This window comes from Paenibacillus catalpae, from assembly GCF_900112695.1.
Taxonomy (GTDB): Bacteria; Bacillota; Bacilli; order Paenibacillales; family Paenibacillaceae; genus Pristimantibacillus; species Pristimantibacillus catalpae.
Genome location: NZ_FOMT01000003.1, coordinates 153,030 through 177,341 on the forward strand (window position 1 = coordinate 153,030; position 24,312 = coordinate 177,341).

At 51.4% G+C, this 24,312-nt stretch carries 18 protein-coding genes; 14 read left to right on the top strand and 4 right to left on the bottom strand.

Features of this window, described 5'->3' with window-relative positions:
• Positions 1-35 precede the first annotated feature (35 nt).
• From infC to rplT, 3 genes are read left to right on the top strand one after another with little or no spacing between them, the layout of a single operon-like run.
• Positions 36-533 (top strand): translation initiation factor IF-3, encoded by a 498-nt coding sequence (infC, locus tag BM200_RS14455; protein WP_139230786.1) that lies wholly within the window; start codon positions 36-38, stop codon positions 531-533.
• Positions 534-553: 20 nt separating this feature from the next.
• On the top strand, positions 554-754 hold the full coding sequence (gene rpmI, locus BM200_RS14460) for a 50S ribosomal protein L35 (protein ID WP_091186665.1): 201 nt from the start codon (positions 554-556) through the stop codon (positions 752-754).
• A gap of 54 nt (positions 755-808) precedes the next feature.
• On the top strand, positions 809-1,168 hold the full coding sequence (gene rplT / locus BM200_RS14465; protein WP_091186667.1) for a 50S ribosomal protein L20: 360 nt from the start codon (positions 809-811) through the stop codon (positions 1,166-1,168).
• 120 nt (positions 1,169-1,288) lie between these two features.
• On the opposite strand, the gene BM200_RS14470 is transcribed toward rplT, so the two are convergent.
• Complete coding sequence (locus tag BM200_RS14470) at positions 1,289-2,158, bottom strand: AraC family transcriptional regulator (RefSeq protein ID WP_091186669.1); 870 nt, start codon at positions 2,156-2,158, stop codon at positions 1,289-1,291.
• 197 nt (positions 2,159-2,355) lie between these two features.
• Here BM200_RS14470 and BM200_RS14475 point away from each other — a divergent pair, with 197 nt between their 5' ends.
• Complete coding sequence (locus tag BM200_RS14475) at positions 2,356-4,674, top strand: glycoside hydrolase family 95 protein (protein ID WP_091186670.1); 2,319 nt, start codon at positions 2,356-2,358, stop codon at positions 4,672-4,674.
• Positions 4,675-4,852: 178 nt separating this feature from the next.
• Positions 4,853-7,888 (top strand): carbohydrate-binding protein, encoded by a 3,036-nt coding sequence (locus BM200_RS14480; protein ID WP_091186672.1) that lies wholly within the window; start codon positions 4,853-4,855, stop codon positions 7,886-7,888.
• A gap of 269 nt (positions 7,889-8,157) precedes the next feature.
• Here the strand turns inward: BM200_RS14480 and BM200_RS14485 are convergent, their stop codons facing one another.
• Complete coding sequence (locus BM200_RS14485; protein ID WP_091186674.1) at positions 8,158-9,900, bottom strand: sensor histidine kinase; 1,743 nt, start codon at positions 9,898-9,900, stop codon at positions 8,158-8,160.
• 17 nt (positions 9,901-9,917) lie between these two features.
• Positions 9,918-11,519 (bottom strand): response regulator, encoded by a 1,602-nt coding sequence (locus BM200_RS14490; protein ID WP_091186676.1) that lies wholly within the window; start codon positions 11,517-11,519, stop codon positions 9,918-9,920.
• Between the two features lie 210 nt (positions 11,520-11,729).
• On the opposite strand from BM200_RS14490, the gene BM200_RS14495 reads away from it, so the two are divergent.
• The 5 genes from BM200_RS14495 to BM200_RS14515 all read left to right on the top strand — a co-directional run bounded on the left by BM200_RS14495 (position 11,730) and on the right by BM200_RS14515 (position 18,202).
• Positions 11,730-12,713 carry an ABC transporter permease gene (locus BM200_RS14495; RefSeq protein ID WP_091187875.1) on the top strand — a complete coding sequence of 328 codons (984 nt, stop codon included), beginning with the start codon at positions 11,730-11,732 and terminating at the stop codon, positions 12,711-12,713.
• A 27-nt stretch (positions 12,714-12,740) separates the two neighbouring features.
• Positions 12,741-13,628 (top strand): carbohydrate ABC transporter permease, encoded by an 888-nt coding sequence (locus BM200_RS14500; RefSeq protein ID WP_091186679.1) that lies wholly within the window; start codon positions 12,741-12,743, stop codon positions 13,626-13,628.
• Between the two features lie 106 nt (positions 13,629-13,734).
• Positions 13,735-15,366, top strand: coding sequence for an ABC transporter substrate-binding protein (locus BM200_RS14505; RefSeq protein WP_091186681.1), 1,632 nt, complete (start codon positions 13,735-13,737; stop codon positions 15,364-15,366).
• A 122-nt stretch (positions 15,367-15,488) separates the two neighbouring features.
• Positions 15,489-17,546, top strand: a complete 2,058-nt coding sequence (locus BM200_RS14510; RefSeq protein WP_139230787.1) for an alpha-galactosidase — start codon at positions 15,489-15,491, stop codon at positions 17,544-17,546.
• Positions 17,547-17,815: 269 nt separating this feature from the next.
• A complete protein-coding gene (locus BM200_RS14515) occupies positions 17,816-18,202 on the top strand; it encodes a hypothetical protein (RefSeq protein ID WP_091186685.1) in 387 nt (128 codons plus the stop codon).
• Positions 18,203-18,206: 4 nt separating this feature from the next.
• Here BM200_RS14515 and BM200_RS14520 read toward each other — a convergent pair whose 3' ends face one another.
• A complete protein-coding gene (locus BM200_RS14520; protein ID WP_091186688.1) occupies positions 18,207-18,668 on the bottom strand; it encodes a GNAT family N-acetyltransferase in 462 nt (153 codons plus the stop codon).
• A 521-nt stretch (positions 18,669-19,189) separates the two neighbouring features.
• Here BM200_RS14520 and ilvB point away from each other — a divergent pair.
• The 4 genes from ilvB (at position 19,190) to BM200_RS14540 (ending at position 24,247) form a co-directional block, all read left to right on the top strand.
• Positions 19,190-20,935 carry a biosynthetic-type acetolactate synthase large subunit gene (ilvB, locus tag BM200_RS14525; RefSeq protein WP_091186690.1) on the top strand — a complete coding sequence of 582 codons (1,746 nt, stop codon included), beginning with the start codon at positions 19,190-19,192 and terminating at the stop codon, positions 20,933-20,935.
• Entirely contained in the window at positions 20,932-21,417 is a 486-nt protein-coding gene (gene ilvN, locus BM200_RS14530; protein WP_091186692.1) for an acetolactate synthase small subunit, read from the top strand. Before ilvB ends, ilvN begins: the two co-directional genes overlap by 4 nt.
• A gap of 160 nt (positions 21,418-21,577) precedes the next feature.
• Entirely contained in the window at positions 21,578-22,570 is a 993-nt protein-coding gene (gene ilvC / locus BM200_RS14535) for a ketol-acid reductoisomerase (protein WP_015842927.1), read from the top strand.
• A 132-nt stretch (positions 22,571-22,702) separates the two neighbouring features.
• The gene (locus BM200_RS14540; protein ID WP_091186694.1) at positions 22,703-24,247 is read left to right on the top strand and encodes a 2-isopropylmalate synthase; all 1,545 of its coding nucleotides are present in this window, start codon (positions 22,703-22,705) and stop codon (positions 24,245-24,247) included.
• Positions 24,248-24,312: the final 65 nt, after the last annotated feature.

The following is a 24,312-nucleotide window of genomic DNA, read 5'->3' on the forward strand; positions in this document are numbered from 1 at the left end:
CTTGGAGGTGGCACGTTATTAGCAGAGAACATCAAATCAACGATGAGATCCGGGCCAGAGAAGTACGACTTGTTGGCGCGGACGGCGAGCAAATCGGCATCAAATCGATCCGTGACGCTTTGCAGATGGCAATTGACCTGAGCTTGGATCTGGTGAATGTAGCACCGACGGCTAAACCGCCGGTATGCCGGATTATGGACTACGGTAAATTCCGTTACGAGCAACAGAAGAAAGAAAAAGAAGCGCGCAAGAATCAAAAGATCGTCGACCTTAAGGAAGTTTGGTTCCGTGCCAACATCGACGAGCATGACTATCAAACGAAATATCGTAATGTTGTGAAGTTCTTGGGTGAAGGCGATAAAGTTAAAGCTTCCGTACGTTTCCGCGGACGGGAAATTGCCCATGCGTCGATCGGCCAGAAAATTCTGGACCGCCTGGCGCAAGAGGTTGCCGAAATATGCAGCGTAGAACGTGCACCGAAGCTGGAAGGCCGGAGCATGATTATGATTTTGGCACCAAAAAGCAACAGCTAAATAAAGGGAGGATAATCGACATGCCTAAAATGAAAACACACAGCAGTCTGAAAGACCGCTTCAAAATTACTGGTACTGGTAAAGTGAAACGCTATAAAGCGTTCAGAAACCACTTGCTTTCCCACAAATCCGGTCGTCAAAAACGTGTACTTGCTGGCCAACCACTGATGGCAGCTGGCGACGTTCGTCGTATTCAACAAGGTCTCGCTAACCTTAAATAGTAGCAATTGTTCAGATAAGCTTAATCAAATTCAACCTACGGGAGGTTTCCACTCATGGCAAGAGTTAAAGGCGGTTTTGTCCGCGCTCGTCGTCGTAAAAGAATTCTTAAATTGGCAAAAGGTTATTTCGGTTCGAAGCACCGTCTGTTTAAAACAGCAAAGGAGCAAGTTGGTAAATCGCTTCTTTACGCATACCGTGACCGTCGTCAAAACAAACGTGAATTCCGCAGACTGTGGATCGTTCGTATTAACGCGGCTGCACGTCAAAACGGTCTTTCCTACAACAAATTCATGCACGGCCTGAAACTGGCTGGCATCGAAGTAAACCGTAAAATCCTGGCTGACCTGGCTGTTAACGATATCAACTCGTTCAACTCCCTTGCTGGCGTTGCAAAAGAGAAAATTAACGCTTAGTTCCAAGCGTGATGATAGAAGAGGTTGTCCCCCTTGCGGGGGACAACCTCTTTGTTTGTTTTGAGGGCCAAGCTGCCTGTTAATTCAGCATCGCAGAGGGCAATCTAATCAAAAAAGGATCTAGATGAGAGCGGAACCAGAAGAAGGCTGTAACCGGTAAGCCCGCGGGCTTGCCCCATAGTAAGAGCTGAAATGGCGGGTAAACGGATGTATCGATGTATACCCGAGCCGCTCCGCAATAGCGGTGACGGAATAATCCGTTTCGACGAGCAGCTGGGCTGCCTGTTTCATCAGAAGCCTGTGACGGTACACTTGCGGAGTAAAACCGGTCTCGCGCTGAAAGAGGGAATGGAAGTAGGAACGTTTGAGACCGCACATCGCGGCCCATTCCTCTACGGGGGTCCGCGTCTCTGGATGCTCGTTCAAATGGGCAAGCAGCTTGACGATCCGGAAATCTCTGGGCTGACGGCTGTGAATGACGTTGTACCAGCTGAGTATCCAGCTATACAGCAGACTGTTCACGAGTTCGCTGCGGTAGTGCGTGGATTCTTCAAATTGTCTTCCTATCGATACGAAGGAATCATACAGCCAGGGATAGGGCTGGAGCGAGAAGCGGCTGGGCAGGGAGTTCAGCTCCGGGCACGGTTCCACAACCGGGCCGGAATCCAACAGGAATGGTTCAGGTGCATGAATGAACACCCTATTATAGGAGCTGGGCGAGCCCTCCCACATATCGCAATACAGATTATGAGAAGACAGTGGCTGGCCTTTTCTAATATGAAAGGCATGAGGTTCGCCGGGACGCAGAAAAATGAGAGTCCGCCGTTCGATGGGATACAGCTTCCCGTTCACTTCCATTTCTCCCGGTCCGTCATCGAATAGATGGAACGCGTACACATTGCTGACGCGCAGCTTCTCATTCCATCCCCCCACATACAGATAACGCATGGAATCGCCGATATAAGGTTTTATTTCATTAAGGGTTCTCATTGCTTTCCCTGCCTTTGCAGCCCGTCCAGCCGGTAATCGGGTACGATCCTCTAAGCAATTTAACGGATGAATCGTCAAATGATTGGACTGGTGGGCAAATACGTCTATTCCTATCAATGTTACAATAATGACGCGATTTGCGAAAGGGCTTTCACCGCTAGAGCGGACGATTAGCCAACAGGGAGAGGGAGATTACGATGAGAATGATATATGCGCAGCCGGCTGCAGGCTGGAAGCAAGGGCTGCCGCTGGGCAACGGGCAGCTTGGCGCCGTGCTGCACGGCGGGATCAACAGTGAAACCTGGAATATGACGGAAGTGACCTTCTGGTCAGGCAAGCCGGAGCGCTTTGGAGGATCCAACGATGCGAGAGAAAAGCTGTCCGTCATGCGGGAAGCCTTTTTTAACGGCGATTATGTGCTTGGAGATAAGCTGGCGGCTGAGCAGCTGGAGCCAAAGAAAGGTAACTTCGGTACGAATCTGTCGTTATGCGATATTCTGATCGGCTATGGGGATGACGGCGGGGAATTGATTCGAGAGCTGGATCTGGAGCGTGCGGTTGCAACGGTATCTTACCAAAGCAGCTCCGGCGCGGCGATAAGCAGGGAAACGTTCGCGACACATGCGGATGGTGTACTGGTCTCCCGGATAAAGGGCGACCGGGCAGGAAGTATCTCCCTGACGCTTCGCATCCAAGGCAGAACCAATACGTTTGATGCTTGGCTGGAAGGGCCGGATAAGCTGGCCTTCCGCACGCAGGCGACGGAAACGATTCATAGCGATGGCACTTGCGGAGTCTGGAGCGAAGGCGGATTAAAGGCCGTCGTTACAGGCGGGCGCGTGCATGGGGAAGTTGATGCGATAGTCGTCGAGCAAGCCGATGAGGTAGTACTCTATTTTGCGGTGGGAACCGATTATGGCCATAAGGACGACAGATGGAAGGAAGAGAGCCCGGAGCGGCTGGCGGCAGCGGAGGAGAAAGGGTTCGAACAGCTATTGGAGGATCATGTACGGGATTATCAGGCGTTGTTTGGACGCGTTAGCCTTGACTTGGGAGGCTCGGATACCTATGCCTCTCTTCCAACGGATGAGCGGATCCGCCGGCTGCGGGCCGGCGAATCGGAAGACAACGGGCTCATCGCGTTGTTTTATCAATACGGGCGTTATTTGACGATTGCGGGCTCGCGGAGCGACTCCAGGCTGCCGCTTCACCTGCAGGGGATTTGGAATGACGGTGAGGCTAATGCCATGGCTTGGAGCTGTGACTATCATCTGGACGTCAACACGGAGATGAATTATTATCCGACAGAGGTTAGTAATCTGGCGGAATGCCATGTTCCGCTTATGAATTATATCGAGCAGCTGTCTGAGGCCGGACGTGCGGCAGCGGAAGATTTCTACGGCTGTGAGGGCTGGGTTGCTCATGTGTTCTCCAACGCATGGGGATTTGCTTCACCGGGTTGGGGAAGGTCGTGGGGGCTGAATGTAACGGGCGGCTTGTGGATCGCGACTCATTTGAAGGAGCACTACGAATATGGCATGGATGGCGAATTTTTGTCCCGTCAGGCGTATCCGGTCATGAGGGAAGCAGCGCTGTTCTTCCTGGATTATATGACGGTTCATCCGCAGTACGGCTGGCTGGTAACGGGACCATCGAACTCGCCGGAGAACAGCTTCTATCCGGGACCGCCGGAGCAGGGTGAGCAGCAGCTATCCATGGGAACAACGATGGACCAGATGCTGGTCCGAGACTTGTTCGTTTTCGTCCTGGAGTCGGCAGAGCTGCTTGAGACAGATGCGGAACTGCAACAGCGGCTGAGGGAGGCGATTACGCTGCTGCCGCCACTTCAAATCGGCAAGCGAGGCCAACTGCAGGAATGGCTGGAGGATTATGAGGAAGCACAGCCGCAACACCGGCATTTCTCTCACCTGTACGGCGTTTATCCGGGCAATCAGATTACGCCGGAGCAGACGCCGGAGCTAAGTGCGGCCATGAGACAAACCTTGCTGGGGCGGATGCTCGTCGACGAGCTGGAGGATATCGAATTTACGGCAGCGCTGTTTGCTTTAGGCTTCTCCAGGCTGCATGACGGGAATCAGGCGGTGAAGCATGTCCGGCATTTGATCGGAGAGCTTTGCTTCGACAATCTGCTGTCGTATTCCAAACCGGGTGTTGCCGGTGCCGAGACGAATATTTTTGTTATTGACGGTAACTTCGGCGGGACGGCAGCTATCGCTGATATGCTGCTTCAAAGCCATTCGGGCTCCATCCATCTGCTGCCCGCTTTGCCTATAGACTGGTCAACCGGTTCCTACCGCGGGCTGCGTGCTAAGGGGAATGCGATCGCTGCAGCCTCCTGGAAGGATGGCCGATTGACGGAAGCGGTTATAACGGCCTATTCCGATCTGGAGACGGTCGTCAAAAACGACGGCAGACAGATCGGTCTGCAGTTGGAAGCAGGCAAACGTTACCGGCTGGATGGCCAGCTGAACCTGATTGAGGTTAAGACGCTATAATAAATGCATTCCAAACCGCTAAAGGAAAGCGGCCTTAAGGGGCTTTGCTTCAAACTTTGGCGGTTTGTCGTATCGTTCGTTAAATATTTGGATTGTTCAAGCCCCTTCTCTGTTTTACAGTGAAGACGCAACGTGAAAGCGCTTTAACATTTTCGATGCGAACAGGAGGCTTGATGTAATGAAAAGGAAATATGGGGCATGGTCCGGCAAAGGCTTGTTCCTCTTGCTGGTGGCAGTCCTGATTGTCCAGTTAGCCGGGGGAACGATCGGGCGGGAAGTCGAGGCCGCAAGTACGGACACAACCGCAGCTCTAGCTGACGGCAGCTACTCGTATGAAGCGGAAGCAGCAGGGAATACACTGGCAGGCAAAGCGGAGATCAAAGCATGCGCGGAAGCGACCGGCTGCTCGGGCGGCCAAATAGTCGGCGGGCTGTGGGGCGGTTCGTCTCTGACCTTCAACGAAGTGACGGTAGAGACAGCTGGTGTATATACATTGACGGTGCACTACATTTCCGGTGATCCAAGATCGGTAGGAATTAGCGTAAACGGCGGCGCGCTGGATCATTATGATTTGCCGAAGACAGTGGATTGGAACACGCTTGGCGCCTATGAGCTGGAGCTTGAGCTGAAGGCGGGAAGCAACACCATTCGTCTGGACGACGAGGGCAGCTATTCGCCGGATATCGACCGGATCGAGCTCAAGCTGTCCGATGGTGGTCCTGGCGAGCCTGGTACAGGCACTGCTTATGAGGCAGAAGCGTCTGTCAACGTCTTGACGGGAAATGCGTCCGTCAGCGGCTGCAGTGCTGCTACCGGCTGCTCGGGCGGTAAGAAAGTAGGAAATCTGTGGGGCGGCTCTACCTTGCAATTCCATGATGTGATGGCGGAGAAGGCCGGTGTGTATTCGCTTAGCGTCTATTACATTTCGGGAGATCCGCGTCCGGTATCCATTGCTGTCAATGACGGCCCTTCGGACAATTACGCGCTGCCCAAAACCGAAAACTGGGACACCATTGGCGTGTTCAAGCTGGAGATTGAGCTGAAGGCGGGAGCAAACACAATTACGTTTAACGATGACGGCGGTTGGTCGCCGGATATCGATAAGCTGGAGATCGCAGCTGCGGAAGGACCAGGTGAGGATCCGGGTCCGATTGACAACATTGGCCAAATCGGCCAAGTGATCGACTCGAAAAAGTATGGATCTATCAAAGTAACGGCGCATGAGAAAGGAGCAACCTTCGTTTCCGGCTCCTACAGCATTACGTACAATACGGAATCGGGACTTGCGGCTTTTGCTTGGAACGGCAAAACGCTTGTAAAAGGCGCTTATGCCAGCGCTCAGCTGGGAGATCAGCTGCTGGAAAGCCGTAAATACGCGGAGCATCTCTTCAGGCTCAGCGACATCCAGAAAATCAAGGATGGACATGGTAAAGGCGTCCGCATTACGGTTGAGAACCGCAGCGAAGGCTTGCCGATCATGAAGCAAACCTATCAGCTGTATGAGGATCAGCCCTACTTCCTCGTATCGCAGCAAGTGGTGAGCAGCTCCGAGGTCAGCTCGAACGACATGGCTCCGCTTGTCGTAAATGCGAGCGGTGGCGTTGATATTGGCAGCTATGAAGACAACCGGGTTCTGATCACGCCGTATGACAATGACGCATGGTCGCGTTATCAGGCTCGCACGATCAATACAGCATTAAATAACAATAACTATATCAGCTCCGAGATGACGGCCATCTATGATAACACAACCCGCAGCGGCCTTGTCATTGGCTCGGTTACGCATGATGTATGGAAAACGGGCATTTTCTGGAGCGGCTCTAATGACAAGCTTAATAAATTAAAGGTGTATGGCGGCTTCACATCGCTCACATCAACGCATGACAGCATCGGGCATGGACAAGTAACGGGCACAACCATTACTTCCCCGCAAATTGCAGTAGGCTACTATGCGGATTACCGTGACGGACTGGAAAATTACGGGGAAGCCAACGCAGCCGTTGCTCCGCCGCTTAAGTTTGAGAAGGGCGTGCCTTCCGGCGTGCCGGTCGGCTGGAACAGCTGGGGGGCGTACGAAAGCTCGCTCAGCTACGATAAAGTCGTTGAAGTATCGAACTTCTTCAAGGCTAATCTGCAGTCTTTCACCAACAAAGGTACCGTCTACATCAATATGGACTCCTATTGGGATAATCTGTCCGAACAGCAGCTTCGCGACGCTGTGAAGCTGATCCGTAATAACGGGCAGAAAGCCGGCATTTACTATGGTCCTTTCGTATACTGGGGAGACAATATGTCGCAGCCCGTAGAAGGGACAAACGGCAAATACACCTACGGCGATATCGTGCTACGTGATGCTGATGGCAACATCCTTCCTAAGGTGGATGGCGCATATGCCATCGACCCTACACATCCGGGCTCGAAGCAGCGCGTTGAATATGTATTCAAGAAGTTCCTGGATTACGGCTTTGAATATATCAAGATCGACTTCCTGTCCCATGGCTCGTTTGAGGGCAAGCATTACGATCCTATGGCGCAGACTGGCATTCAAGCGTACAACCAGGGAATGGCTCATATCGACAAGACGCTTGGCGGCAAAATGTTCATCAGCGCTTCAATCGCGCCATTGTTCCCTAGCCAATACGCTCATGCAAGACGCATTTCCTGCGATGTCGACGGCTCGCTCGGCCGCACGGAATACCAGCTTAACAACCTGACCTACGGCTGGTGGCAGAACGGTACCATCTACACTTACACCGATCCGGATTACATGACGCTCGCAAAAGGCGGTTCATTTAATGCGGCGCAAACACGGGTTAATGCAGCAGCTATTTCCGGCACCGTGTATATGAACTCGGATGACGTAAGCAAGGTAGAAACACAAGAGCTGATGAAATCGCTGCTCACAAACAAAAACGTCAACGACATCGCCCTGATCGGCGAAGCTTTCCGTCCGGTTGAAGGCAATACGGGCAACGCTGCGGCAGACGTATTCGTTATGCAGGACAACAAGGACTACTACCTCGCCGTGTTCAACTACACGAATGACGCCGTAGTAAAATCCGTTGATCTGAAGCGTGCTCTAGGCATCTCCGCAACCTCGAAGGTTGAGCTCGCAGACGCTTGGACCGGCTCCAAAATCGAAGCTCAAGGTACTCTCCAATTGAGCCTGGAAGGCGCTCAATCCAAGCTCTTCAAGGTAAAGATCAAGAAATAATAGCAAAACGGCTGTGCCGGGGAAACCCAGCGCAGCCGTTTTGTTTTAAACGGTCACCCCAATATTGGTGACGTACTTTTTTCGTGGTAATTTAAGAACTTGATTAAAAGGTTAGATGCAAACGGAGCAATTAAATGATTCTGGAGAAGTGGTAACGTTCGCTTTTGTGAAGGGATTCCAATCCTATTGGAATAGTTCAAGGAATCCCTGAGCAATGGCGATCGGAAGAACATTTAATTGTGCAGTTGCCGTTTAACCTATATTTGTTCTTACTTGCCAGGAATCCGAATCGTCACCGTTGTCCCGATTCCAAGTCGGCTAAATATCGACACCCCATACGAATCGCCAAACAGCAGCTTGATCCTATTATCTACATTACGCACGCCATACCCCGACAGCGTATCCTCGCTTTGCGGCAGGGAATCGTTTGGCATCCGCATGCCCATGCCGTCATCAATTACTTTTAGCAGAATGTCCTGTCCCTCGCGATAAGCGCGGATAATAATATTGATGCCATGCTCGTGATCCCAAATCGCATGGTTAATGCAGTTTTCTACGAAAGGTTGAAGCGTCAGCTTAAGGATTGGGCAGGGCAGCACGGACTCTTCAATATCGTAGTGGACCCGGAGCAAATTGGCGAACCGCACCTGTTGGATCGAGACATAATAACGGGTCAGCTGAATTTCCTCATGCACCGACAGCGTGTTTTTCCCTTTGTTTAGTGATATCCGGTAAAACTTCGCCAGATCGGTCACCATCTTGTTCATCCGCGGATCGTCATTACGGATAGCAAGCGATGAGATCGACGCGAGCGAGTTGTACAGGAAATGCGGGTTAATCTGTGCCTGCAGTACGTTCAGCTCCGCCTCCCGCTTATCGATCTCCTTCATGTAGACATCAGAGATCAGTGAGCTCAGGCGCTGGCTCATTTTTCGCAGCGCATTGCCGATTTGGCCAATCTCATCCCGGCCAAGCGGCCGGATATCGATAAGCTCGAAATCCTCCCGCTCGATGCGGCGGATCATGCCGACAAGCTTCTCCATCCGTTTGGTGAACAGCCTTGCGGTCACATAAATCAGGACCGCCATGAGGGCGAGACTGACTAAAGCGTACGTCAATATCCGTTTGGCGGTTAAATGCGCCTTGGACAGAAAGCTGCTGTAAGGAATGAGAGAAACGCTTTTCCAGCCGTATTTGGTTGTATTGTAGACAACGAGCACACGCTCTCCCTTATACGTACTGTCGAATTGACCGCTCTTCTCGACCGGAAACGAAGCTGGCAGATCGATCGGCTGATTCAGAAGGCTTTTATCCTTGGCGGACATCACGATGCCTTCTTCGTTAATGATCAGTACCGTCTTGTCACTCGCTTCCTTCTCCATCAGCCGGAAAATATCGGATTCCAGTATATTGATCGTCAGTACGCCGTAGGGATTGTTCATGCTGCTAATATTCAGTAACCGCGACAGCGTGAACATCGGCGGCTTGTCGGGCTCTGAAGGGGAGGTGACGAACCTTACGTCCCCGAAGCTGCCGCTGAGCGATTGGTAAGCCAAGGTATTACGGAATTTTTTATCCATGGACTTAATGTACATGCCGTCGGTAGGAAGCGTCTCATTGCTGATGAAGACCGTCATGGATTCAATGTCCGGATTCGTCGTCAGCATGTTTACGAACGAGTTGTTAATGTATTTGTAAGCATCGACGAAGAGCGAAGGATCCTTCGAATAATCATTCGTCAGATAGGCGCGCAGCGTAGAGTCCAGATACAACGTAGCGGACAGCTTCGTGTACGTATCCAGCTTGTTCTCCAGGTTGGAGTTAATTTGCGCAACGGTTGAGCCTGTATTCGCTACCATTTGAGAAGAGAGCTCGCTGCGAATAGTGGAATAGGAATACTGAACGAAAAAGAGCAAGGGGAGAATGCCCCCCAGTAAGAACATAACAAACAGCTTCTCGCGAAGCCGCCAATTGTATAAGGGATTCATCAGCCATCCGGCAAACTTCCTCATGAACAGACCACTCCAGCCTAAAGTTGCAATTTGCGGTATTCGTTAGGCGTGCTGCCTTTATGCTTCTGGAATACCGAGCAGAAATAAGAGACGTTCTCATAGCTGACCCGATGGGCGATCTCGCGCACCTTCAGCGACCGGTCCTTCAGCAGCTCCGACGCATGACTCATGCGGACGCGGGTCAAATAATCGAGGATGGTCTCGCCAGTCTTTTCTTTAAAGATCGTCCGTACATAGTTTGGTGACAAAAAGACTTCTTTGGCGATATCCTCCACCGTAAGGGGCAGATGATAGCGCTCGGCGATCAGCTTCATAATCTGCTCGGCAACCGACTGATGGCGGTCAATATCCCGCTCAGCCGCAGCTTTCAGCAGCTCCGAACAAAAGCGAAGCGCATAGGCGTGATAATGGGCGATTGTCGGCAGCGACGATAGCTCCTTCCAATGATCGGCAAGCAGCTGTTCTCGAAGCGGTCCTACCATCAGAGAGGTAAAATGCTGCTCCAGGACGGTCAGCAGCTGGATGACCGCCCGAACGGCGAAATTCCGTTCAATCCGCTCCTGCCGCATGCTGGAGAACCAGTCGTCGAGCACCTGGCTGACACGCTCCGCATCTTCCGCTTGCACGGCTGAAATAAGGGAAGCCGCAGCGCCTTCGACAGGCATATCCGTCTGCTTCGCCATCTCCCCGCTGCAGCTACGGATGACGGAGCCTGCCTGCCGGTACAGCTTCACTTCATTGCAGCGCTGCGATTCCTCGAACGCCTCCTTGAGCAGATGAAACCCCTTGTAAGGGCCGGACAGTCCAATGGTCGCAAAGGCCTCTCCTTCAGCGGTTACTGTCAACAGCTCCTCCCGGAGCAGCTCCCAATAAGCCGTTTCCCAGTGCTGGGGTTTTCCTTGGAACAGAATAAATAACGTGTTTGGGCCGGTCTCCAGAACGATAGCGGCGTCCAGTCTCCGCTTCAGCAAATCCCGCGCTGACTCTGCTGCATCTGCCATCAGAATAGAGGAGGACTGCTGTGTCCGTTCGCTTTCGGACTCTCCCTCGGCTCTCTGGCTGCGAAAAGCCGGAGGCTCCAGCGTCATGTAAGCGGCTCCATAAGATTGATGGGCGAGGAAGCCGGAGGCCCCTTTCTCCCATTGCCTGATCCACCCGAGCCGACGTTCTGGGGAGGTCTCGCGAACAATGCGCAGCAGCAGCTTCTCCAGCCGCCAGCCGCCTCCTTCACTTGCAAGCTGCTCCTCCTCGCATTTCTTTTTAACCTTTTCCAGAAGAACAAGCAGCTCTTCCATGTCGATTGGTTTCAGCAGGTAGCCAGCCGCTTCGATATTCAGGGCGGACTTTATATATTGGAATTCGTTATGGCCGCTTAAATAAATAATTTTGACGCTCTTGTCAATTTGCTTCGCGCGCCGCCCGAATTCAAGCCCATCCATGATGGGCATGCGCACATCCGTTACAATGATGTCCGGCTTAAGCTCCGTGAGCTTGGCCAATGCTTCCTTGCCGTTTCGCGCCGTTCCGACGACCTGGATGCCGGCTTGCTCCCATGGAACGTAATGCTCCATCGTCTCCAGCTCGATCGCTTCATCGTCCACCAGCAGCACAGTATACATTTCGGCACCGCCTCTCTAGAAGTAATTTAACGATAATATCCACGTTGTTACTAGTTTAACGGCTATGCCGTTATTCAACAATGGAGCAAAAGGAAGTGTGTGGGTTTCGAGCATGAATCGGTAGATCTTATTATAGAACGGTCATTTTGCCCGGCCTATAATAAGGACACGAAGCAGATGAAAACGCAATCAATTCAAGGGGGCAACACGATGAACATGCAAACGAAGGCGCATCCGGAGGGAAAAGGAGCGCTTGCCGTCAAGCGGAATAGAGGCGGGCTGCTGGGCAGGCTGAAAGAGCAGCGGCTGCTTTACGTACTGATGCTGCCCGCAATCATCCTGACCCTGATGTTCTCCTATGTGCCGATGTTCGGGCTTTATATGGCGTTCATTAATTATCAGCCGGGCGGCGGATCATTTTTCAAGCAATTTTTCACGACGGATTTCGTAGGGCTGCAGTGGTTTAATTACTTCTTCACAAACGGCGATTTCGTGCGGATTATGCGCAACACGCTGGCGCAAAGCTTCCTGTCGCTGCTGTTCGGGTTTCCAATGCCGATCATTCTGGCGCTTATGATTAATGAACTGCGAAACGGCTGGTTCAAGCGAACGTTCCAGACCGTCTCGTACATGCCGCATTTTATCTCCTGGGTAATCGCGGCGAACATCATTATTACGATGCTCTCATCGGGCGGAGTCATTAACAACATTCTGACCGGGCTTCATATTATCGATGAACCGATCCAGTTCATGCAGAAGGGGCATCTCTTCTGGTGGATTATCGCTTTCTCGAATGCGTGGAAGGACATGGGCTTTAACGCAATCATGTATCTGGCTGCTATTGCGGCAATCAACCCCGAGCTGTACGAGGTGGCGAAGGTTGACGGTGCAAGCCGTCTGAAGCAAATGCTGCACATTACGCTTCCGTCCATCCGGCCGACCATTATCATTTTAGCAATACTCGCGGTTGGCGGTATTTTGAACGCAGGCTTTGACCAGCAGTACCTGCTCCAAAACAACACGGTCATGGAGTACTCGGAAGTTATCGATACGTACACGTACAAATACGGTCTGCAAAACGGCATGTTCTCCTACGGTGCCGCCGTCGGATTGTTCAAATCGGTCGTGGCTTTCATACTTGTCATCGCCGTGAACCAGATGGCTAAAAAAATGGAAGAGCAGTCGCTGTTCTAGAACAATGACGGAAGAGGAGAGCAGACTATGGTAAAAGACAAAAAAGATTTTCTCTTTATGACCGCCGTTTACACCTTTATCGTTGCGATATTTATCGTTACGTTCTATCCCTTTTGGAATGTCTTCATCATTTCCCTCAACAGTGCGGAAGACACGTTGCGGGGGCATCTGTATCTGTGGCCGAGAGAGTTCAGCCTGGCGAGCTATAAGCAAATTTTGACCGACAGTGAGATATGGACGGCGATCAGGGTTACCTTGATGCGTACGGTAATCGGCACGCCTCTGGCGGTCATCACCATCAGCATGCTGGCGTTTGCGCTCAGCAAGAAGGAGCTGGTCGCGAACCGTTTCTGGACGTTATATTTCGTCTTCACGATGTATTTTGGCGGTGGACTTATTCCTTATTACATGGTGCTCAAAAGCTTTCATCTGATCGACAGCTTTATGGTGTTTATCGTGCCGGGCTTGATGAACGTGTTCTATATGATCATTATTAGAACCTTTATGCAGGGGCTGCCGCAGGAGCTGGATGAGTCGGCGAAGATGGACGGAGCAAACTACATCCAGATTTTCTTCCGTATTATTTTGCCGCTGACGACTCCTGTGCTCGCTACAATCGGCCTGTTCACGGCGATCAGCCATTGGAATTCCTGGTTTGACTCGTATGTATTTACGTATAATCCGGATTTGAAGACGCTGCAGGCGGTACTCGTCAAAATCCTTAATCAGTACCAGACCGGCTCAATGGTTGGCGATGCGCAGGCTATGGCGAATTCGGCCAAACGTCTCGCCGTATCCCCGGATACGATCCGGATGGCCGCAACCATGGTTGCTACGCTTCCTATTATTATGGTGTATCCGTTCCTGCAAAAATATTTCGTGAAAGGCATGACGCTGGGCGCGGTTAAGAGCTAACCCGCCCGGTTATAGCAGATTATTTGCGGGAGGTGCAGCCAGGCAGAAAAAAAGGCCGTACAAGTTTTCCGAATAGCCTATAATTATTGAATAAGGGGGATTTCATATGAATGCAAAAAAATGGATGTTGTCGCTTCTGACAACCGTAATGATGATTTCCGTAATATCTGCATGTTCTTCGAATTCATCCAATAAACCAAGCAATACAGGAACGGCGAATACGGGGACGGAAAATAACGGCGGAACAAAAGAACCAAGCACGGATCCGATCACCATTACGTTCTTTGATAAAAATACAGGTGACAAATTCGATAACGCCATCGCCAAAGAAATTACGAAACGTACCGGCGTAACGATTGAGATCCAGCAGCCAACGGGCAACCCGACGGAAAAGCTGAACCTGATGCTGGCGAGCGACGATTTGCCGGACATGATCATGTTCGACCGTTCCAGCGATCTGGTGGCGAAATACACGGAAGCGGGTTCGATTATTCCGCTGGATGATCTGATTGCGCAATACGGCCCGGACGTAAAAGAAATGTACGGCGATGTCTTGAACAAAACGCGTTACAAGGACGGCAAAAACTACTATCTGTCCAACTGGTATGGTCTTGAGCATGAGCCTGTATTCGGCTTCAACATGCGCAAGGATATCGTGAAGGAGCTTGCGCCGGATAAAGCGGACGGCGGTGTTCCGTTCACGCAAAGCGAGTTCAAGCAGCTTTTGGTCGATTTCAAGGCGAAATACCCGCAAATCGACGGCAAGGATTCGATCGCTCTGACGATGGACGGCGAGAACTGGGGCGGCACGCTCGGCACCTTCAAGGGAATGTTTGGCCTGATGCCTTATTACGAGCATGACGGCAAGCTGCAATATGATGTGAAGGATCCGAAGTACAAAGACATGATTCTGTTCATGAACGACTTGTACCGCTCCGGCCTGATGGACAAAGAATGGGCGATCAACAAGCGTCAGGTATGGGAGCAAAAAATCGCAACAGGAACCATTTTCTCCTCGACCGGCGCTTATTGGGATCTGGGCAACTCCAACACCATCCTCAAAAAGGATAAAAGCGAAGAAGCGCAGCTGTTTGCTTATAAAGTGGTTGCAGACGGCGTAGATCCTGCGAAGACGACTTACGGCGGCCGCAGCTCCCTTGGCTGGGACGCAATTGCCATTACGAAGAAGAACAAAAATCCGGAACGTACGATGCAATTCATTAACTTCCTTGCAAGTGAAGAAGGTCAATACCTGCTCATGTGGGGTATCGAAGGCACGCATTGGGATATGAAGGACGGCAAGCATGTGCCGCGTCCGGAAACGCTCCAAGCTTTCAAAGACGACTGGGCGGCTTATACGAAAGAAACAGGCATCCGCAAATGGACCTGGTTTGTTAAAAACGGACCTGGCACAGACGGCACACCGTATGACCTTCCAGGCCGTTACGAACGTTCTCCGATTGACCAGATGGCCATCAAGAACTTGTCGGACAGCATTTTTGACACCGCGATTTACGATGGCATAAGCCCGCAGGGCGGCACGCCGGAAGCATTGTCCGAGCAAAAGATCAGCGATATTACGAAGCAAGCGATTACGAAAGCGATTATGGCTTCTTCGGCTGAAGAAGCAAGCTCGATTTTTGACAAAATGCTGTCCGATATGAAAGGCGCAGGCGACGATAAAGTTGAAGCGGTGTACACGAGCAATTACGAGGCCCGCAAAGAACTGTGGAATTAATCGCGCTCATATAATCAAAGCAGACAGGTTAAAGGGGGAGGCCAGCTGAGCTGGCTTTTTCCCATATAGCAAAAAGTAGCTATTAAGAAGCTATCAATCTATTGAAGAATGGGAGCGAAGAAATGATGACGACGGATATGGGGCAATTCAAGCTGGAGCAGGCTTCCGGAATCTTTGCGGCAGATAACGGCCTGTTGAAGGTGACGGCGAATACGGAAAACGGAACGCTGGCGCTTACTTGGAAAAACGGACAAACAATGACTGGTCTGCACGCGGAAGCGCGCGTGGGCGGAGAGGTCGTTCGTTCTTCCTGGTATGGCTCGCATGCCGTTCCTGAAAGCTCCGTGCAAACGATCAAGGATGGATTTGGCGAAGGGCTTCGTTTCAGCTTCGAGCATGAAGAGCCGGGTAAGCCTGTGCTGAAGCAGCGGATCCGGTTGTATAATCATCTGCCTTACGCCTTGATTGAGCTGGAGGCAGTGAATGCCCAGGAATGGGAGACCAACGAATTGGCCCCTCTTGCTGTATACCTCAATGACAATGGCGTTCTTGATTTCGGCGACAGCTCGAAGGAAGAGATCCGCTCACTGTTTATCCCATTCGACAATGATAAATGGGTGCGCTTTAGTTCTTATGCCAATCCTGCCAGCGTCCGCAGCTATGAGGTGACGGCGATCTACCGGGCGGAATCCCGTCGTGGCTTCGTTATCGGCTCAGTTACGCATGACACGTGGAAAACGGCGATTGACGTTGAGGGCACATTCTCGGAAGCAATCGGCCGTCTGCGCGTACTGGCGGGTGCTTCGGATATGCAGACGCGTGATACGGTTCCGCACGGCACGCTTCGGGGAACATCGATCGTCTCGTCAACCATTCTTGTAGGCGCTTACGATGACTATCGTGAAGGCATGGAAGCTTACGGAAAAGCGAATGCGGTTGTTCAGCCGGCCCTTTCTTGGTCCGGTGGTGTTCCGATGGGCTGGAACAGCTGGTCGGCCGTTATGGCGAAGCTTGATTATGATGTCTATACCCATACCTCCGATTTCTTCGCGAAGGAGCTTCAAGGGAATGGCTTTGCCGATCAGGAAGGCAGCCTTTACGTCAACTTTGACGCATTCTCGGGCAATTTGAAGGAAGAGGAGCTGGCCGATGCCGTCCGCCGGGTGAAGGCAAACGGCCAGAAGCCGGGAACGTATTATACGCCTTTTGCCTTCTGGGGCAATGACCCGGATACGCCCGTTGAGGGGACGGACGGTGCTGTCCTGTACCGTGAGATCTTGCTGAAGGACGCGGCGGGCAAGCCGCTGCCGAAGCTGGACGGCGCGTTCCCGATTGACCCTTCGCATCCGGAAGCAATCGCACGTATTTTGCGCAAGCTTGAGGAAGTGACTGCCGACGGCTTTGATTATTTGAAAATGGACTTTTTGGCGCATGGTGCGATGGAAGGGGTTCACTATGATCCTTCGATCCGTACCGGCATCCAGGCTTACAATTACGGTATGGCCGCTATTGCGGAAGCGCTTAGTCCGGAGCGCCTTGGACGCCCGTTCCTGATCAATCTGTCTATTGCTCCGCTGTTCCCGCATGGCTACGCGCATAGCCGTCGCGTTTCCTGCGATGCCTTTGGCATGATCAGCGATACCGAATATATGCTGAACGCACTGACGTACGGCTGGTGGATCAGCGACAATCTATACCGCTTTAATGATCCGGATCATATCGTCTTGTTCAAGAGCTGCAATCAGGAGTCTACCTCTCTGCATGAAGGCCGCAGCCGCTTGAATTCCGGTATTATTGCCGGCACTTCTCTGCTGCTCGGCGACGATTACCGGATGGAGGAGGCAGCAGCCCGTGCGAAAGCATGGATGACCAACAGGGAAGTCATGGCGCTTGCAAGGCGCGGGGAGTCCTTCCGTCCGGCTGAGGGACGAAGCGGTACGGGCGGCGAGGATCTGTATTCTTTGGCTGGCGATGGCGGCGCCTGGGTTGCAGTCTTCAACTTCGATGCGGAAAGCGGTAAGTCGAAGGAGATCGACTTGTCCCGTGTGGGCATCGACGGTTCGAAGGGGTTGACCGTTCGCGACTTGTGGAGCGGCGAATCGTTCAGCCTGAAGCCTGGCTCGTCCAAGCATACCGTTGAGCTTGAGCCAGCCGAATCGAAGCTGTTGTACTACATCTAAACGAATTGCAAATAAAGCGCTGCAGGAGCTATTCTGCGGCGTTTTATTTATTTGCTTTTTGCATGAATGATCCTATCACAGCCTTTCCCGTTAAACAGAACACCCCGATCCCGGCACAGTGCTGGAATCGGGGTTTTGTTCATCCCAAATATATATTCCTATTATAAATGAAATAGGTTCACGCTTCGGTCCGCTTTCAAGGACAAACAAACAGGCAGGCCGCAAGCCTTCTGAATATGCTAAAGAACAACGGGAAAGGAGGGATACTCATGAGCAAAGTTTCCAAGTCACAAGTTAAGAAGTTAGTCGGCAAACAGATCTATGCGGTTCGCAAAGACGGATCAGTCGTAACAGGCAAGCTTGTAGAACTGCGGCAAAACAAGCTCGTACTGGCACCTCTGAGAAAAGAGAAGGGGAAAGTGGTTAAAACCAAAGCCTTCTTGCCGCTGGTATTGTTTGATCTTCTTGTTATCGGCACATTGCCGTTCTGGGGTGGCGGCGGTTGCGGTTGCGGTGGCTCTGGCTGCGGCAAATGCGGCGGCGGCGGTTACGGCGGCGGTTATGGCGGTGGCTATGGTGGCGGTTATAACGGCGGTTACGGCGGCGGTTATGGCAGCGGCTATGGCGGCGGTCCGTACGGCGGCGGTTTTTACTAAATTATTAGTAGTAAGATGAGGAAGCAAGCGGCTTAATCATTTCATAACAGCGGAGCTCCGGATAATACTGGACGGCTTGATAGCCCAGGCGACTGTACAGATTTTTGGCCTTGGTATTGATATCGTCCACGAAAAGTCTGGATGCTCTGCAGTTTTGGGTTAAGCCGTAAGCTTCGGCGGCCAGCAGCAGCTTCCTGCCCCATTGCCGGTTGCGGTGATCCGGATGCACGACAAGCATATCGAGATACAGGATTTCGCCTGTAATTTCAAATCGGATAAAGCCGAAGGGCTTGCTTGTTTTTCCTTCTGCAGCTACATAAGTAACACCGCGCCGGAACCGGACGGGCAGATCTCTTAAGGTCTGGGCATCCAGGGGATGGGCCGTATGGGACATCGGGATAAGCTCGGCTTGAATGAGGCGGAAAATTTCCTTGTCGTCTGTCTTGGGATTACGTGCTCGTATCATCAGCGATCCGTCCTGACCGAATGAAATTGCCGAAATTGGGCTATGTTATCATATGAATGAAAGGCGAATTATGCCTTAACTATTTTTTCGAAATTGTTAGGCAGTTTAGCTTGACGAACAAGTACTCAAGGCATATAATAAAGAAAATCTTATCCAAGCATATGTTATCGGCAATGATGAGGACGAAGTGTTAAGGGCTCTTTTGCTCAGAGAGCGGATGGATCAGCTGCAACCATCGCCAAAACCCCTTTTCTACGAGCTCACCTCGGAGCTGTTTTCCTGAAAAGCAACATCCGTCAAATGTTGGCTATTAGGGAAAATCGCAAGACACGCGTTATTGTGTCAAAGGTATGGGCGTATTGTGCGCACACGTTCATTACCTTATGGAGGTTATGCATCGCAAGATGTATAACGAATTTGGGTGGTACCACGGAAGATATAACCTTTCGTCCCTCAGGCTTCAATTTTTGAAGCTGGAGGAACGAGAGGTTTTTTTGTTGTTTTCGAGAGGAGGATGACTAATGGTCACGCAAAGTGCAACGCTGAAGTCAAAAGAAGAAGTTATGGAACGGATGAGAAAGCCTGAAGTAATTTCCGGTTCTGAAATATTACTCCGTAGTTTGGTGCTGGAAGGCGTCGATTGCGTGTTTGGTTATCCGGGTGGTGCTGTACTTTATATTTACGATGCAATGCACGGATTCTCCGATTTCAACCATGTGCTCACACGGCATGAGCAAGGCGCGATCCATGCAGCAGACGGATATGCCCGTGCAAGCGGCAACGTTGGCGTGTGTATCGCCACATCCGGTCCAGGAGCTACGAACCTCGTTACGGGGATTGCAACAGCTTATATGGACTCAGTACCACTCGTTGTTATTACCGGTAACGTCATCTCGTCCCTGATCGGTACGGATGCCTTCCAGGAAGCGGATATTACAGGTATTACAATGCCGATTACAAAACACAGCTACATGGTCCGTGATGTAGAGGATCTTCCTCGCATTATCCATGAGGCCTTCCATATCGCCAACACTGGCCGTAAAGGTCCGGTTCTGATCGATATTCCGAAGGATGTATCTGCGGCCAAAACCTTGTTCAAGCCGGTAACGGAAGTGAGTATCCGCGGTTACAACCCAACGGTATCGCCAAACAAACTGCAAGTGGACAAATTGATCAAAGCGATTGAAGCGTCCGAGCGTCCGCTCATTCTGGCTGGCGGCGGTGTTGTTTACTCCGGTGCACATGAGGAACTGCTCGAATTCGTAACGAAAACAGAAATTCCGATCACTACGACTTTGCTGGGCCTTGGCGGCTTCCCAAGCGGCAACGATTTCTGGCTTGGCATGCCGGGTATGCATGGCACGTACACAGCCAACAAATCGATCCAGTCCGCGGATCTTCTTATTAATATCGGCGCGCGTTTCGATGACCGCGTAACGGGCAAGCTTGCCGGCTTTGCTCCACTGGCGAAAATCGTTCACATCGATATTGATCCGGCGGAGATCGGCAAGAACGTTCCTACCGATATTCCTATCGTAGGCGATGTGAAGACGGTTCTGCAGCAAGCTAACCTGCTTGCGAAACGCGCGGACAAAGCTGACGCTTGGCGCGAGCAGATCCAGGAATCGAAAGCGCAATATCCGTTCAGCTACAAGGACTCGGATGTTGAGCTGAAGCCGCAATGGGTTGTTGAGATGATCCATGAAACAACAAACGGCGATGCGATTGTTACAACTGACGTAGGCCAGCATCAAATGTGGGCTGCGCAATATTATAAATTCAACAAACCTCGCTCTTGGGTAACTTCCGGCGGTCTTGGTACGATGGGCTTCGGCTTCCCGTCTGCAATCGGTGCCCAAATGGCGAACCCGGATCGTGTTGTTGTATCGATTAACGGTGACGGCGGCATGCAAATGTGCGCGCAAGAGCTTGCCATCTGTGCAATCAACAAAATCCCGGTTAAGGTTGTTATTTTGAACAACCAGGTGCTTGGCATGGTTCGTCAATGGCAAGAGCTGATTCACGAGAACCGCTTCAGCCATATCGATCTGGCGGGCAGCCCGGACTTCGTTAAGCTGGCAGAAGCTTACGGCGTAAAAGGCTTCCGCGCCTCGAACAAAGAAGAAGCGAAGGCCGTATGGGAAGAGGCGCTGAATCATCCTGGACCTGCGGTAGTTGAATTCGTCGTTCGCAGAGACGAGAATGTGTATCCGATGGTTGCACAGGGCAGCACAATCGACCAGATGATCATGGGGGATGCGGAATGAAAAAGCACACGATCGCAGTAATCGTAAACGATCAGCCCGGCGTTCTGCAGCGTGTATCCGGCTTGTTCGGACGCCGTGGCTTCAATATTGAGAGCATTACCGTTGGTGCAAGCGAAGAGCAGGGCTTGTCCCGTATGGTTATCGTCACTTCTGGCGATGACCATACGCTCGAGCAAGTTACAAAACAGCTGTACAAGCTGATTGACGTTATTAAAGTAATCGACCTGAGCTCCAATCCGATGGTATCCCGTGAGCTTGCGCTTATCAAAGTAAGTGCAGAGCCCGCATCGCGTCCGGAAATTCTTGGCGTTGTGGATACCTTCCGCGCTGCTGTAGTTGATATCGGCACTCATTCGCTTATCGTTCAAGTTATCGGCGATACAGAGAAAATCGATGCCATGGTAGAGCTTTTGAAGCCTTATGGCATCCGCGAGCTTTCCCGTACTGGCGTAACAGCGCTTAACCGCGGTAACGCGCGTTAATAACAATTGAAATAACATTTATAATAAGCTATATCCCGTTTTGAACGGGAGTTTAAGGGGAGAATTTTCCGAAATAGAAGAAGTATGGACTTCCTCTATCCGATCTTCTTTTCTTAAACACCCGTTCAAAAGGGTTAAATTAAAGGAGGCAATCATTAAAATGGCAGTTACATTGTATTATGAAAAAGACGCAGACCAAGGCGTACTTCAAGGTAAAACAATCGCAGTTATCGGTTACGGCAGCCAAGGCCATGCACAAGCGCAAAACCTTCGCGACAGCGGCCTGAAAGTAGTTATCGGCCTTCGTCCGGGTAAATCCGCAGACGTAGCAGCAAAAGACGGTTTCGAAGTGTTGACTGTTGCCGAAGCGACTAAAGTTGCTGACGTTGTTCAAATTTTGCTCCCTGACGAAACCCAAGCGAAAGTATATGCGGAAGAAATCGAACCAAACCTGAAAAAAGGCGCGGCTCTGATGTTCTCCCACGGCTTCAACATTCACTATGGCCAAATCGTGCCTAGCAAAGATACAGACGTATTCCTGGTAGCTCCTAAATCCCCTGGTCATATGGTTCGCCGTACATACCAAGAGGGCTTCGGCGTTCCTGGTCTGATCGCAATCCACCAAGATGCTTCCGGCAACGCGAAAGCAATTGGTCTTGCTTATGCAAAAGGTATCGGCTGTACTCGTGCAGGCGTTATCGAAACTTCCTTCAAAGAAGAAACAGAAACAGACTTGTTCGGTGAGCAAGCTGTACTGTGCGGCGGCGCTTCCGCGCTGGTTAAAGCGGGCTTCGAAACTTTGGTTGAAGCTGGCTACGCTCCAGAAATGGCTTACTTCGAGTGCTTGCACGAGCTGAAGCTGATCGTTGACCTGATGTATGAAGGCGGTCTGGCTACAATGCGCGACTCGATCTCCAACACAGCTGAATACGGCGACTATGTAACTGGTCCACGTATCGTTACAGAAGAAACGAAAAAAGAAATGAAACGCGTTCTGGAAGACATCCAATCCGGCCGCTTCGCACGCGACTTCATTCTAGAAAACCAATCGAACCGTGCTATGCTGACAGCTACTCGTCGTAACGAAGCTGCTCATCCAATCGAGCAAACTGGTAAACAGCTGCGCGAACTGATGCACTGGATCAAAAAGTAATAAGATCATAACCCGCATATAAAAAGATGTTATCCCGGTTCGCCGGAGTGCGAGTAGGTTAGGTTCCAAACCTGCCTTGCATGCGTTCTGAGCGGTCCGGGATGATTCTGTTCTCGGAGGTGTAAGGCACAAATGCGAAAAATTTATATTTTTGACACGACGCTTCGTGACGGAGAGCAGTCTCCCGGTGTTAACCTGAACACGAAAGAAAAGGTTGAGATCGCGCTGCAGCTCGAGAAGCTTGGTGTGGACCGTATTGAAGCAGGTTTCCCTGCGGCTTCCCCAGGAGACCTCGCGGCTGTTCATGCGGTTGCCAGCGCAGTTAAGAATGCAACGATTATTGGCTTGTCACGCTCCCGCGAACAGGACATCGACGCGGTACGTGAAGCGCTGAAAGGCGCACAGGATCCGTCTATTCACGTGTTTCTTGCAACCAGTCCGATTCACCGCAAGCATAAGCTGCGGATGGAGAAGGAACAGGTGCTGGAAACAGCTGAACGCGCGATCCTATACGCGAAGAAGTATTTCAGCAAAATCGAATTCTCGCTTGAAGATGCAGGACGCACCGAGCTTGACTTCGTCTGCCAAATGACGGAAATGGCGATTCGCGCTGGCGCTTCTGTCGTGAATCTTCCGGATACGGTTGGTTATTTGAATCCGCTTGAATACGGCAACATCTTCAAGACGGTGAAGGAAAATGTGCCAAACATCGAAAAAATCCAGCTTAGCGCGCACTGCCATGACGATCTCGGCATGGCAACGGCTAACGCTCTCGCTGCCATCCTGAACGGCGCCGACCAGATCGAAGGAACGATCAACGGTATCGGCGAACGGGCAGGCAATACGGCGCTGGAGGAAGTCGCGCTGGCGCTTGAGACGCGTTTCGATTATTTTGGAGCAAAAACCGGGCTGAACCTGAAAGAAATCGCAAAAACAAGCCGCCTTGTAAGCAAGCTGACCGGCATGGTCATCCCTGGCAACAAAGCGATTGTTGGCGCAAACGCATTTGCGCATGAATCCGGCATTCACCAGGATGGTATGCTGAAGGAGAAAACGACTTACGAGATCATTTCTCCGGATACAATCGGCCTTCGCGATTCCAAGCTTGTTCTTGGCAAGCATTCCGGCCGTCATGCGTTCCGCGAGAAACTGATCGACCTAGGCTACGAGCTCGATGAGGAAGCGGTTAATGCAGCTTTCGCGAAGTTCAAGGATTTGGCCGACCGCAAGAAGCATGTAACGGATGAAGATATCCGTGCCTTCTTGGAAGAGAAGCTGATCGATACGCCTGAAGTATTTACGCTTGAGGCGATTCAAGTGAGCTACGGCAACCAGTCGACACCTAGCGCTTCGGTACGTATCCGTACTGCGGATGGCGTTACTCGCGAAGAAGTAGCGATTGGCAACGGTTCGGTAGACGCGATCTATAATGCAATCGATAAAGTAACGGCCGAAGCGGTTGAGCTTGAGGATTATTCCATCAAGTCGGTATCGCAAGGCAAGGATGCGCAAGGCGAGGTGCATGTCGTGCTGAAGCAGGATGAAGTATCTGCCCAAGGCCGCGGCCTAAGCACGGACATCCTTGAAGCAAGTGCTCGTGCTTATATCGACGCACTGAACCGTCTCATCGAGAAGCGTAAGTCCCCTGGGCGCCGTGACAAGATGAGCCTGATCTAACAAGCAATGCCCTCAAGGATGAACAAATGAAGAAGGTTTCATTTTGTTCAGCTAGTGAGGGCTTT